At 66.3% G+C, this 12781-nt stretch carries 10 protein-coding genes and 1 pseudogene; 2 read left to right on the forward strand and 9 right to left on the reverse strand.

Annotated elements, in window-relative coordinates; genetic code table 11:
- Nucleotides 1-181 precede the first annotated feature (181 nt).
- The 4 genes from gatB to QFZ70_RS11800 all read right to left on the reverse strand — a co-directional run bounded on the left by gatB (nucleotide 182) and on the right by QFZ70_RS11800 (nucleotide 5164).
- The gene (gatB, locus tag QFZ70_RS11785; protein ID WP_307095779.1) at nucleotides 182-1690 is read right to left on the reverse strand and encodes an Asp-tRNA(Asn)/Glu-tRNA(Gln) amidotransferase subunit GatB; all 1509 of its coding nucleotides are present in this window, start codon (nucleotides 1688-1690) and stop codon (nucleotides 182-184) included.
- Nucleotides 1690-3246: an Asp-tRNA(Asn)/Glu-tRNA(Gln) amidotransferase subunit GatA gene (gene gatA / locus QFZ70_RS11790; RefSeq protein ID WP_307095781.1), complete on the reverse strand. Its 1557-nt coding sequence runs from the start codon at nucleotides 3244-3246 to the stop codon at nucleotides 1690-1692. The genes gatB and gatA overlap by 1 nt, the downstream gene beginning before the upstream one ends.
- Before the next feature lie 2 nt (nucleotides 3247-3248).
- Nucleotides 3249-3545: an Asp-tRNA(Asn)/Glu-tRNA(Gln) amidotransferase subunit GatC gene (gene gatC / locus QFZ70_RS11795; protein WP_307095783.1), complete on the reverse strand. Its 297-nt coding sequence runs from the start codon at nucleotides 3543-3545 to the stop codon at nucleotides 3249-3251.
- A 146-nt stretch (nucleotides 3546-3691) separates the two neighbouring features.
- The gene (locus QFZ70_RS11800) at nucleotides 3692-5164 is read right to left on the reverse strand and encodes a CitMHS family transporter (protein ID WP_307095786.1); all 1473 of its coding nucleotides are present in this window, start codon (nucleotides 5162-5164) and stop codon (nucleotides 3692-3694) included.
- Nucleotides 5165-5347: 183 nt separating this feature from the next.
- On the opposite strand from QFZ70_RS11800, the gene QFZ70_RS11805 reads away from it, so the two are divergent.
- Both QFZ70_RS11805 and QFZ70_RS11810 read left to right on the forward strand, forming a co-directional pair.
- Nucleotides 5348-7084 carry a sensor histidine kinase gene (locus QFZ70_RS11805; RefSeq protein ID WP_307095787.1) on the forward strand — a complete coding sequence of 579 codons (1737 nt, stop codon included), beginning with the start codon at nucleotides 5348-5350 and terminating at the stop codon, nucleotides 7082-7084.
- The gene (locus tag QFZ70_RS11810) at nucleotides 7077-7739 is read left to right on the forward strand and encodes a response regulator (RefSeq protein WP_307095789.1); all 663 of its coding nucleotides are present in this window, start codon (nucleotides 7077-7079) and stop codon (nucleotides 7737-7739) included. The genes QFZ70_RS11805 and QFZ70_RS11810 overlap by 8 nt, the downstream gene beginning before the upstream one ends.
- A 9-nt stretch (nucleotides 7740-7748) precedes the next feature.
- Here the strand turns inward: QFZ70_RS11810 and QFZ70_RS11815 are convergent, their stop codons facing one another.
- From QFZ70_RS11815 to QFZ70_RS11835, 5 genes and pseudogenes are all read right to left on the reverse strand, one after another.
- The gene (locus QFZ70_RS11815) at nucleotides 7749-8132 is read right to left on the reverse strand and encodes a RidA family protein (protein WP_307095790.1); all 384 of its coding nucleotides are present in this window, start codon (nucleotides 8130-8132) and stop codon (nucleotides 7749-7751) included.
- Between the two features lie 46 nt (nucleotides 8133-8178).
- Nucleotides 8179-8682, reverse strand: coding sequence for a GNAT family N-acetyltransferase (locus QFZ70_RS11820; RefSeq protein ID WP_307095791.1), 504 nt, complete (start codon nucleotides 8680-8682; stop codon nucleotides 8179-8181).
- Nucleotides 8683-8793: 111 nt separating this feature from the next.
- Complete coding sequence (locus QFZ70_RS11825; RefSeq protein ID WP_373461583.1) at nucleotides 8794-9627, reverse strand: inositol monophosphatase; 834 nt, start codon at nucleotides 9625-9627, stop codon at nucleotides 8794-8796.
- Nucleotides 9624-11897, reverse strand: a complete 2274-nt coding sequence (ligA, locus tag QFZ70_RS11830) for an NAD-dependent DNA ligase LigA (protein WP_307095793.1) — start codon at nucleotides 11895-11897, stop codon at nucleotides 9624-9626. The genes QFZ70_RS11825 and ligA overlap by 4 nt, the downstream gene beginning before the upstream one ends.
- 118 nt (nucleotides 11898-12015) lie before the next feature.
- Nucleotides 12016-12774 (reverse strand): annotated as a pseudogene (locus tag QFZ70_RS11835) (PP2C family serine/threonine-protein phosphatase); the annotation flags it as partial.
- Nucleotides 12775-12781 lie beyond the last annotated feature (7 nt).

A 12781-nucleotide genomic window follows, 5' to 3' on the forward strand; every position in this document is an offset into this window, starting at 1 on the left:
CCTAACCTTCGTTTCGGCATTGGCGGCGTAGGTGCGCGAGTAGTAGGGCGGGCAGTCGCCATGGCACACGAGTAGTCGGCGGCTTGTGGGACGCGAGTACTGCTTAACCCGAAACTGGGTCGCAGTAGATGCCGTTATGAGCACTCAAAACGGCATTAACTGCGACCCAGTTGGGGCGAACTTAGGCGGTGACGCCCAGCTTTTCCAGGATCAGTTCCTTGACGCGGCCGGCGTCGGCCTGGCCGCGGGTGGCCTTCATGACCCCGCCCACGATCGCGCCGATGGCCTGGACCTTGCCGCCCCGGATCTTTTCGGCGACGTCGGGCTGCGCAGCGAGTGCAGCGTCAATCGCTTCGAGCAGGGGCCCGTCGTCGGAGACCACGGCCAGGCCGCGCTTCTCCACGATTTCAGCCGGGGTGCCTTCGCCGGCGAGCACGCCGTCCAGTACCTCGGAGGCCATTTTGTTGTTGATCTTGCCGCCTTCCACCATGCGTGACAGCTCCACGATGGTGGCGGGCTGGACGCCCAGCTGGCCGGGGTCAACGTCGGCGTTCTTGGCGCGGCCCACGATCTCGCCCATCCACCACTTGCGGGCCACGGAAGCCGATGCACCGGCGGCGATGGTTTCCTCGATCTCGTCCATCACGCCGGCGTTCACCACGTCGCGGAATTCGAGGTCCGAGTAGCCCCAGTCGGCCTGCAGGCGCTTGCGGCGGGCGGCCGGCGGCTCAGGCAGGGTGGCCCGGAGCTCCTCGACCCACTCGCGCGACGGAACAACAGGGACAAGGTCCGGTTCGGGGAAGTAGCGGTAATCGTCGGCGTCGGACTTTGCCCTGCCCGACGTGGTGGTGCGGGTGTCCTCGTGCCAGTGGCGGGTTTCCTGGATGACCGGCTCGCCGGCGTCCAGGACGGCAGCGTGGCGCTGGATCTCGTAGCGGACGGCGTGTTCGACGGCGCGCAGCGAGTTAACGTTCTTGGTCTCGGAGCGGATGCCGAACCGTTCCCGGCCGTGCGGGCGGAGCGAGACGTTCGCATCGCAGCGCACGTTGCCGCGCTCCATTTTGGCATCGGACACACCCAGGTTCTTGACGATCTCCCGGACCGCTGCCACGTAGGCCTTGGCCAGTTCGGGCGCGCGGGAACCGGCACCCTCGATCGGCTTGGTGACGATCTCCACCAGCGGAACCCCGGCTCGGTTGTAGTCCACCAGCGAGAAGTCCGCACCCTGGATACGGCCCGTAGCACCGCCCATGTGGGTCAGCTTCCCGGCGTCCTCTTCCATGTGGGCGCGCTCGATCTCGACCCGGAACACGGTGCCGTCAGAGAGTTCGATGTCCAGGTAGCCGTCGTACGCGATGGGTTCGTCGTACTGGGAGGTCTGGAAGTTCTTGGGGGTGTCCGGGTAAAAGTAGTTTTTCCGGGCGAAGCGGCAGGACTCGGCGATCTTGCAGTTGAGCGCAAGGCCGATCTTGATCGAGGACTCGATGGCAGCCTTGTTCACCACGGGCAGGACACCGGGCATGCCCAGGTCCACCTCGTTGACGTTGGTGTTGGGCTCGTCACCGAAAACGTTGGGGGCGGAGGAGAACATCTTGGTCTTGGTGTTGAGCTCCACGTGGACCTCGAACCCCAGGACGGGATCGTATTTCTCCATCGCCTCTTCGAAGCTCAGGATTGCGTCAGTGTTCATTATTTTGCCTCCTTGGCTTCGACGAGCTCACCCAGTTCCGGGGCCTGCGCCAGCAGCGGGCCGCCCCACCTGGCCTCAAGCAGCGACTCCAGCACGGCGCCCACACGGTACAGGCGGGCGTCTTCCCGGGCAGGGGCCAACAGCTGGATGCCTACGGGGAGCCCGTCCTCGTCCGCGAGACCGCCCGGCAGGGACAGGCCCGGGACGCCGGCGAGGTTGGCGGGGATGGTGGCGACGTCGTTGAGGTACATGGCCAGCGGATCGTCCAGCTTCTCGCCGAGACGGAAAGCGGTGGTGGGGGCAGTGGGCGAAATCAGGACGTCAGCCACGGTGAAGGCGGCCTCGAAGTCACGCTGCACGAGGGTGCGGACCTTCTGTGCCGAGCCGTAGTAGGCGTCGTAGTAGCCGGCGGACAGCGCGTAGGTGCCCAGGATGATGCGGCGCTTGACTTCGTCGCCGAAGCCGGCGGCACGGGTGGCACCCATCACGCGTTCGATGGTCATGGGACCGTCTTCGGGGAGGACCCGCAGGCCGTAGCGGACGCCGTCGAACTTGGCGAGGTTGGAGGACGCCTCGGAGGGCATGATCAGGTAGTAGGCCCCCAGCGCGTACTGGAAGTTGGGGCAGGACACCTCAACGATTTCGGCGCCGGCATCCTTGAGGAGCTCCAGGGAGTCGTTGAAGCGGTTTTCGACGCCGGCCTGGTAGCCCTCGCCGTGCAGCTCCTTGATGATGCCGATCCGCATGCCCTCAACGTGGCCCGTCTTCGCGGCAGCCACGAGGTCTGCCAGCGGGTCGGCGAGGGAGGTGGAGTCCCGGGGATCGTGCCCGCCGATGACCTCGTGCAGGAGGGCTGAGTCCAGGACCGTGCGGGAAACAGGACCGATCTGGTCCAACGAGGACGCCATGGCAATGGCGCCGTAGCGGGACACACTGCCGTAGGTGGGCTTCACGCCCACGGTGCCGGTGACGGCGCCGGGCTGGCGGATGGACCCGCCGGTGTCGGTTCCGAGGGCAAGGGGCGCCTCGAAGGCGGCGACGGCCGCAGCGGACCCGCCGCCGGAGCCGCCCGGGATCCGGTCCAGGTCCCACGGGTTGCGGGTCGGCCCGTAGGCGGAGTGCTCAGTGGAGGAGCCCATGGCGAACTCGTCGAGGTTGGTTTTGCCCAGGATGGGCATCTTCGCCGCGCGCAGGCGTTCGACGACGGTGGCGTCGTAGGGGCTGTGCCAGCCCTCGAGGATTTTGGAGCCTGCCGTGGTGGGCTGGCCCACCGTGACGATGAGGTCCTTGACGGCGATGGGGACGCCGGCCAGGACGTGCAGGGCGTCAGCCTCGGCGCCACCGGCGGCGCGGATGGCGTCCACCTCGGCGGCGACGGCGAGCGCTTCCCCGGCGTTGACGTGCAGGAAGGCGTTGACGCCGCGTTCGCCGCCGTCTACTGCCGCGATCCGGTCAAGGTACGCCTGGGTGACCTCGACGGAGGTGACCTCGCCGGCGGCCAGCTTTTCGGCCAGCCTGGCGGCGGAGAGGCGGATGAGTTCGTTGGTGTCAGTCATGCTTATGCCTCATCCAGGATTGCCGGGACCTTGAAACGGTTGTCGTCGGAGTCCGGTGCGCCGGAGAGCGCCTGCTCCGCAGTGAAGGTGTGTCCCACAACGTCCTCGCGGAACACGTTGTTCAGCGGGATGGGGTGGGACGTCGCCGGGACGTCATCACCGGCAGCTTCGCTCACGGACTTGACCGAATCAACGATGACCGCGAGTTCTCCGGCCATCCTGTCCAGCTCTTGGGCACTCATCTCAATGTGAGCGAGCCGCGCGAGGTGCGCGACGTCGTCACGGTTGATCGCAGCCATGGATCTCCCCTGCAAAGTTTGAATTGATTTTCCGGTCCATTCTAGTGGGGAAACGACGATGCCCGTCTGACATCCCCCAGCGGGCGTCAGACGGGCACCTTCATACCGGGCTCCGGACCATAGGGCAGGACCACGGCAGCTACAGACTAGCCGATACCGATGGCTCCGGTCAGCACGCCAATTCCCAGCATGACCAGGGACACTACGGCGCTGCGCCACAGGACTTTCTTGTGGTGGTCGCCGAGGTCCACCTTGGCCAGGGACACCAGGAGCAGGATGGCCGGTACCAGCGGGCTCTGCATGTGGAACGGCTGGCCGGTGATGGAGGCGCGGGCCATTTCGGCGGCGCTGATGCCGTAGTGGCCGGCAGTCTCGCTCAGGACGGGGAGGACGCCGAAGTAGAAGGCGTCATTGCTCATAAAGAACGTCATCGGGATGCTGAGGACGCCGGTGATGACGGCCATGAACGGGCCCATGCTGGACGGGATGATCTGTACCAGCCACGCGGACATTGCTTCCACCATGCCGGTGCCGGTGAGGACGCCGGTCAGGACGGCGGCGGCCATAACCATGCTGACCACGGCAACGATCGACGGCGCGTGGGCCACGATCTGTGCGGCCTGGTCCTTGACGTGCGGGAAGTTCACCAGCAGGGCGATGGCGGAACCCACCATAAAGACGTACGGCAGGGGCACGAGGTCGGCGATGAGCATGCCCATCACGGCCACGGTGAGGCCCAGGTTGAACCACTGCAGCTTGGGGCGGAGCGTCTTGCGGTTGGGGTCCAATGCGGTATCAGCCATGGCGGTGTGGTTGTCATCAACAAGGGTCTCTGTGCGTTCCAGCACAGCCACGCCAGTGGAGGGCGCTGAACCGTCGACGGCGGGGCCTCCCGTTGCGGGAACAAATGAGGTACCGCGTGCGCCGCCGGCCGAACCACCGGCGGGAGTGCCGCCGTCGAACGCTTCTGCCGTGTCAGGGACACCCCAGATTTCGGGCTGCGTGGCCCGCAGGCGGTTGCGCTCCTGCAGGCCGAGCAGCCAGGCGAAGGCCAGGACGACGGCGATGCCCGCGAGGAGGGACGGAAGCATCGGGACAAAGACTTCGTTGACGTCGATTTTGAGGGCGCTGGCGGCGCGGGCGGTGGGGCCGCCCCACGGCACGATGTTCATGGTGCCGTTGGCCAAGCCGGCCACGCAAGTGAGGACCACGGGGCTCATTTTCAGCCGGAGGTAGATGGGCAGCATGGCCGCGGTAGTGAGGATGAAGGTGGTGGAGCCGTCGCCGTCCAGTGACACTGCGGCCGCGAGGATGGCGGTGCCCAGGACCACCTTGGCGGGGTCGTTGCCCAGCTTGCGGAGGATGAACCGGACCAGCGGGTCAAAAAGCCCCACGTCGATCATCAGTCCGAAGTAGATGATGGCGAACATCAGCAGGGCTGCCGTGGACGTCATGGCCTTCATGGAATCCATGACCATGTCGCCAATGCCAAGGCCTGCACCGGCAAAAAGACCAAAAACGGTGGGGACGATGATCAACGCCAGCACTGGCGTCAACTTCTTCGTCATGATCAGCACCATGAATACCGCGATCATTGCGAATCCAAGTATTACCAGCACGGCCGGCTCCTTCTTTGTGAACAGCGGCACAGCGGTGTGACGCGTGCTACAGACTGTAGGGTGGTGGCCGTCACGGCCGTGCCTTTGGCTCAATTGATTGGCATACTGCTTATTGCGAGCATTCTGCTCATTCTGCTCATCACCCCCGCGAGCTCCCGCCAGCCACCCGGATCAAGGAGGATCATGCCGCGTTCCAGTCCGCGCGCGCCGCTGCGGTTCTCCACCCAAACGCTTTTGCTGCAACTGGCAGTGGTACTTCTGGTGGTTCTGCTCAGTGCCGCCGTCCACGCCTGGCTCACCTATGACAGGGTGGGCCGCGAGGCTGAAAACCAGGCGCTGACCCTCGCCCGGACGGTGGCGTCCGACCCCTCGGTGCGTGCGGACGTGCTGGCCATTAGCCAACAGGCCGGCACTCCCCCGGCCGCCGAACTCGCTGCCGGGCCGCTGATGATGTCCGCAGAAGCAGTGCGGACCCGGACGGGTGCCCTGTTTGTGGTCATCACGGATGAAACTGGTCTGCGGCTGGCGCATCCGGATCCGCAGCGGCTTGGGGAAAGGGTGAGCACGGACCCGTCCGAAGCCCTGTCCGGCCGGGAGGTCACTACCAGGAACACCGGAACTCTCGGCCCGTCCGCCGGAGCGAAGGTTCCCGTTTACGCCCCGGGCAGCAGCACCGTGGTGGGTGAGGTCAGCGTTGGGTATTCGATGGAGACCGTGGGCCAAAGCGTGGCCCGCGACATCGGCCCTGTTGCCCTGACGGCCACCGGCGCTCTCCTCGCCGGCGTCCTCGGTTCCTTCCTGCTGCGCCGCCGCCTCCAGCGCCTCACCCTGGGATTGGAGCCGGAGGAGATCAGCACCCTGGTCCACGACCAGGTGGCGGTCCTGCAGGGTGTGGACGACGGCGTGATCGGCGTTTCAGCCGACGGCCGGATTACCGTCTTCAACGCAGCGGCGCAGCGGCTGTTGGGGCTGGCCGACCTGGCCGGGGGCCACTGGCAGGATGCGCCCGTCCCGGACCAGCTGAAGTCCCTGACCCGGCCGGGGTCCGGTGCCACTGCAGCGGTTGAGCTGGTGGCCGGCGGCCGGGTGCTGGTAGCCAATGCGCGCAAGGCCCTCCATCGGCGGGAGGACCTGGGCTGGGTGGTGATGCTCCGCGACCGCACGGAACTGCAGCAGCTCACCCGCCAGCTGGACGCCGTGGGCACCATGTCCACGGCGCTGCGGGCACAGCGCCACGAGTTCGCCAACCAGCTGCACACCATCGCCGGATTTATGAGCATCGGGCAGCACCAGCAGGCCCGCGAGTACCTTGCCCGGCTGGCCGCCACGGGACCGTTGAAGTTCCCGGTGGACCAGGCCGAGCTGCTCCAGGACCCTTATCTGCAGGCGTTTGTGGGGGCCAAGGGCGTGGAGGCCGACGAACGCGGCGTCGCCTTGCGCATCGGGCCTGAAACGCTGGTGCGTGGGCAGGTGACCGACGCCCAGGACGTCACCACAGTGGTGGGAAACCTGATCGACAATGCGGTCAACGCGGCAGTGGCCGGCTCAGCGTCCGACCGCTGGGTGGAAGTGGAAGTAATGGATGAGCCGGACGACGACGGCGGCACCCTCCATGTGGTCGTCGCCGATTCGGGCGACGGGTTGGCAGAAGGGACGGAGGGCGAAGCGGTCTTCGCCGAAGGCTTCACCACCGCTTCCGGCCCCGTCCGTGCAGGCGGCGGCCAGGGCTTCGGGCTGGCCTTGGCGCGGCAGCTGGCCCGGCGCCGTGGCGGGGACGTCAAACTGCTGGACCCCGGCGCCCCCGGCGGGCCGGGTGCCGTCTTTATGGCAACGCTCCCCCGCACCACCGCGGGAACCAAAAATGCCGGGCACACGGACGCAGGGCTGAAGGACGCAGCCGGAGAGGAAGAGAATGCCTGAGGACTATCGGGTGCTGATCGTGGACGACGACTTCCACGTGGCGAAGCTGCACGCCGCCTATGTGGATTCGGTGCCGGGGTTCCTGGCGCTTGCCCCGGTGGGATCGGCGTCGCTCGCGCTGCAGGCCATTCACAGCCTCCGCCCGGACCTGGTCTTGCTGGATGTGTACCTGCCGGACGCCTCCGGGATTGACCTGCTGCAGCAACTGGATGTGGACGCCGTGATCCTCAGTGCCGCATCCGACGCCGCCTCGATCCGTGTTGCCTTCCGCCGGGGCGCGCTGGGCTACCTGCTGAAGCCGTTTACGTCGGAGTCGCTGTCGCAGCAGCTCCGGTCCTATGCGCGGTACCGGCGCTTGTTGTCCCAGCCGGGCGCGCTGGACCAGGATGCAGTGGAGCGCGCCAAGCGTGCCCTCATCCCCGGCGACGTTACGCCGTCGTCAAAGCCCCGCTCGGCCACGGAAGCGGCGGTGCTTGAGTCGCTGGTTCCCGGCGAGCAGTATTCTGCCGCCGAGGTGGCGGGCCGGGTAGGCGTGTCCCGGGCGACCGCGCAGCGGTACCTGTCCTCGCTGGCGGACGACGGCGCCGTGGACATCCAGCTGCGCTACGGAACCACCGGCAGGCCGGAGCACCGCTACGGCCTGCCGGCTAGGTAACGTGCGAGCCTAGCTGGCGCTCTTGTGGGCCACGAGCTCGATCTCGACCAGCATTTCCGGATCCAGGAAGGGCAGGACGTGCACCAGTGACAGGGTGGGCCGGATTTCGCCGAACACTTCGCCGTGGGCACGGCCGGCTTCTTCCCATTGGCTGATGTCCGTCAGGTACAGCTTGGACTGGACTACGTCCTCAAAGCTGAAGCCGGCGTCCGCGAGGACTTTGCCGAGCTTTTGGAGGATGAACTGCGTCTGCGTGTAGAAGTCGTTCCCTACGATGCCGTCCTCGCCGCTCGCGGCGGTGGCGGAAATGTACAGGGTGTTGTCCACCTGGACAGCCCGGGAGTAGCCGAGGGTCCGTTCCCAGGCGGAGCCGGAGCCGAAGGTTTTGCGCATGGTGGGCCTTTCGAAACTGGAGTGAGTCCGCACCACTGTAGGGCGGCTACAGGTCCAGCCGGTAAACCAGCAGTTTTATGTCAGTTCCGGGAACGAGCCAGTCCCTTTCCGGCACCCTGGCGAAGCCGGTTTTGTTGTACAGTCCCCGGGCGCTTTCCCAGGTGCTCCCGGTGGTCAGCGCCACGGCCCTGACGCCGTCGAGGCCCTTGGCATGCTCAAGGATCGCCGTCATCATGGCTTTGCCGGCCCCGCTGCGCTGCACGGCCGGGTCCACCACCAGCATGCGGAACTCGAGCTCGTCGTGCAGGGCAATGTCCGCGTAGGGCTCACCGGCGAGGGCCAGCGTGACCGAACCCACCACATCACCGGCCCGCTCGGCTACCCATACGGTGGCTTGGCCGGCCCGCTGCGCAACGTCCTGGACCTTGCGCATGTAGGGGTGGTCGGCGTCGTCAAAGTAGCCGGCCGCCAGGTAGGAATCCCTGGTGATACGGGCAACGGCGTCGAAGTCGGATTCGACGGCGGGACGGACTGTTATTGGCGATTGCACTAAACAATGGTAGTGCTACCAGCCAGTAGCACCGGGCAAATCCGGGGTTTCCGTGACTGAACTATCAGTCGTTGCCCCCGAACCCGGGCGGCCTGGAGTTCCTGGCCGGGGTCAGAGGGGAAATTTGCCGGACAGCTCCAGGCTCGCTGCGCAGGTCCAGGCGTCCAGCCTTTCCTCGTCCGTTGGGCCCCCGTCGAGCGGGCTGGCCAGCCGCGGCCGGCGGACCCAGCAGCCGGCTTCCTCGGCGATCAGTGCCCCGGCAGAGAAGTCGTGCTCGTTGAGCCCCCGTTCACCGAAGGCATCGTGCGTGCCGTCCGCCACCAGGCACAGGTCCAGCGCAGCGGAGCCGAGCCGTCGGACATCCGCGAAATCCTTCAGGAGTTCGGCAAACTGGGCGGCCTGCTCGGAGCGGACCTGGGGGTCGTAGTTGAAGCCGGTGGCAAGGATCTGCCCCTTGCGCCCCGGAACCGGGCCCTCGAGCCGGGTCAGGGTCCCGTTTTCCTCCAACCATGCGCCCTGGCCGCGGGCAGCGTAGTAGACGCGGCCCAGCGCAGGAGCGTTGACGACGCCGGCCAGCCATACGCCGTCGGCATCGGCCACTGCCACGGAAGTGCCGTAGTAGACAATGTTGCGGATGAAGTTGGTGGTGCCGTCCAGCGGGTCGATGGACCAGCGGTAGCCGGTGGGCTCCGCCGGCCTGGTGGTCCCGTGTTCCTCGCCGGTAATGCTGTCATTGGGCCGCGCCGCTGAAATGACGCCGCGGACCGCGTGCTCTGCGGCGACGTCGAACGCGGTGACCCAATCGCCGGCGTCGCCCTTGTTGCTGGCCTGGAGCGCCTCGGCGTTCCGGCCGGCCAAGACCCTGGCTCCCGCTGCGGCAGCCTGTTTTGCCATTTCCAGCAGTTCGGCGGGAGATACCTGGCTGGCTCCCTCGGCGCCGCTCACGGCGTTGCCTCCGCCTTTGCCTCTTCCAGGGCCCCTGCCGTTGCCTCCGCCTGCGCTGCCGGCCCCTCGGCCAGAAGCTGCCGGAAGCCGTCCTCATCCAGCACGGGAACTCCAAGCTGTTCGGCCTTGTCCAGCTTGGTTCCGGCGTTCTCACCGGCCACCACGTAGCTGGTGTTTTTGGAGACGGAACCTGCCGCCTTGCCACCCCGCAGGAGGATGGCCTCCTTCGCCTCGTCCCGGCTGAAGTTCGGCAGCGAGCCGGTAACCACCACCGTCAGCCCTTCCAGGGTGCGGGGCATGGATTCATCCCGCTCGTCTTCCATCCGGACCCCCGCAGCAGCCCATCGATCGACGATCTCCACGTGCCAGTCCTCGGCAAACCATTCCTTGAGGGCAGCGGCGATGGTGGGACCCACCCCGTCCACGTGGGCGAGTTCATCCTCCGAGGCCTTCCGGATGGCGTCCATGCTGCCAAATGCCGTGGCCAGGGCGCGGGAGGCCCGCGGACCTACGTGGCGGATGGACAGCGCCACCAGGACACGCCACAACGGCTGGGTTTTGGCCTTCTCGAGTTCGCGGAAGAGTTTTTCGGTGGTGGCAGTCGGCTTTGACGGCGACTTCGCGGTGCCCTTGCTGTAGAAGTACGGCACCAGTTCGAATTCCCCGGTGGCCACACCCTTGGAGCGCTTTTCCCGCCGGATGCGTACCTCCGCCAGCAGCTCCGGGGTGAGGTCGAACAAAGCCGCCTCGGTGGTGAGCGGCGGAACTTCAGGTTCCGTCGGCTGGGTGAGGGCAATCGCTGCTTCCCAGCCCAGCGCCTCGATGTCGAACGCGCCTCGGCCGGCGAGGTGGAAAACCCGTTCGCGCAGCTGCGACGGGCAGGATTTGGCATTGGGGCAGCGGATGTCCACGTCGCCCTCCTTGGCCGGGGCAAGGGGTGTGCCGCAGGAGGGGCATTCGGTGGGCATTTCAAAATCCCGGACCGGCGGATCCTGCTGGCCGCGCAGTGCCAGGACCGGACCCACGATTTCGGGGATAACGTCGCCGGCCTTGCGCAGCACCACAATGTCGCCGATTTTCACGCCCTTGGCCTTGACCACGTCCTGGTTGTGCAGGGTGGCCATTTCAACGGTGGATCCGGCCACCTTGACCGGCTCCATCATGCCGAAGGGCGTCACCCGCCCCGTGCGGCCCACGTTGACGAGGATGTCAAGAAGCTTGGTGTGGACTTCCTCGGGCGGGTATTTGTAGGCCACTGCCCACCGCGGCACGCGGGTGGTGTAGCCCAGGGCACGCTGGGTGGCAAAGTCATCAACTTTGACCACAATGCCGTCGATCTCGTGGAGCAGCTTGTGGCGCTGGTCCCCGTACCGCTTGATGAAGTCAAGGACCTCCTCCAGGCTCCCCAGCACTTCGGAGTAGGGGCTGACGGGCAGGCCCCAGCCCTTCAGCAGGTCATAGGTTTCGGACTGGCTGCGCGCCTGGAGCCCCTCCCGCGCACCGATGCCGTGCACGAACATCTTCAGCGGACGCTTGGCTGTTTCCGCCGGGTCCTTCTGCCGGAGGGAACCGGCGGCTGCATTGCGCGGGTTGGCCAAAGGCGCCTTGCCGGCTTCGATCAGGGCCTCGTTGAATTCGGCGAATGCTTTAGAGGGGATGAACACCTCACCCCGGATTTCCACTTCTGCCGGAAACCCTTCGCCGCTTAGCTCCTGCGGGATTTCCTTGATGGTGAGCACATTGTGGGTGATGTCCTCGCCGGTGGTGCCGTCGCCGCGCGTGGCTGCACGCACGAGTTTCCCGTCGCGGTACAGCAGGTTGACCGCCAGGCCGTCGATTTTCAGTTCGGTCAGCCACGCCGGCTGGTGCGAGCCGTCACCCAGTTTCGCGATGCCCGCTGATGCTTTTGTGAGCCAGGCTTCGAGTTCCTCGAGGGAGAAGACGTCCTCGAGACTGTACATCCGCTGCAGGTGCTCCACCGCGGCGAACGCGGCCGAGACTTCCCCGCCCACTTCCTGGGTGGGCGAGTCGTTGGACACAAGCTCCGGATGAAGTGCCTCGATTTCTTCCAGCCGCCGGAAAAGCTCGTCGAACTCGGCGTCCGAGACCAGGGGTGTGTCTTCCTGGTAATACGCGAACCTGTACTTCCGGACGAGGTCGACGAGCTTTTCGTATTCCTCCCGGACCGAGCCGGAAGGGATCGCTTCCGGCTCGGCGGGTGCGGTAGTCCGGGTGGCTGTCTGTTCTGCGGGGCCTGGTCCTGTGCTCACAGACCTATCTTGCCTTACCGCAGAAGCCGGACGCGGGCGCGCGTGCCGACTGGGTAAGGACGCCGTCAACGATCGGCCGAAGGTTCAGCCTGTTCCGCCGTCACTGTTGGCTTTCGACGGCGTCCACCACGATCACCGTGATGTTGTCCCGTCCGCCGTTGCCTAGCGCGGCCCTGATCAGCTCATCCGCTGCAAGCTGGGGATCCTCCACCTTGCTGAGGATCTGGAAGATGTCTTCGTCGGCGAGCTCTCCGGTAAGCCCATCGGAGCAGACCAAGATGCGGTCACCATCCCTGGCCGGCAGCAACCAATAGTCCGCCTCGGTTTCGTCACCGGTTCCCAGTGCGCGTGTGACCACGTGCCGCCGCGGATGGACCAAGGCCTGCTCAGGCGTAATTTCTCCGGCGTCCACAAGCTCCTGGACCTCCGAGTGGTCCACGCTGATCTGTTCGCACTTTCCCTGGCTGAGGCGGTAGGTCCGGGAATCCCCGATGTTCATCACCAGCCAGTAGGGCATGCCCATCTGCTCAACCACGACCGCCCCCGCCAGCGTGGTGCCGGCACGTGCACCGGTGGCCTCACGGATGGAGTCGTCCGCCTTGACCAGGTACTGCTGGAGGACGGCAGCTGTCACGCTTCGCTCACCCGTTGCGAGCTGGGGCATCGAAGCCAGCGCACGGACACACATGCCGCTGGCCACCTCGCCGGCTTCGTGGCCACCCATGCCGTCAGCCACAGCGAAAACCGGATCGGCCGCGAGGTAGGAATCCTCGTTCAGCTCCCGGCGGAGTCCCCGGTCTGTCCCGTGGCCGACGACAAGGCCAAGCTTTGGCCTCCGTTCGACGCTGGAGGGAACGCTTGCGGGCTGCTGTTTCATGCTGTCC

Source organism: Arthrobacter sp. V1I9, from assembly GCF_030817075.1.
Classification (GTDB): domain Bacteria; phylum Actinomycetota; class Actinomycetes; order Actinomycetales; family Micrococcaceae; genus Arthrobacter.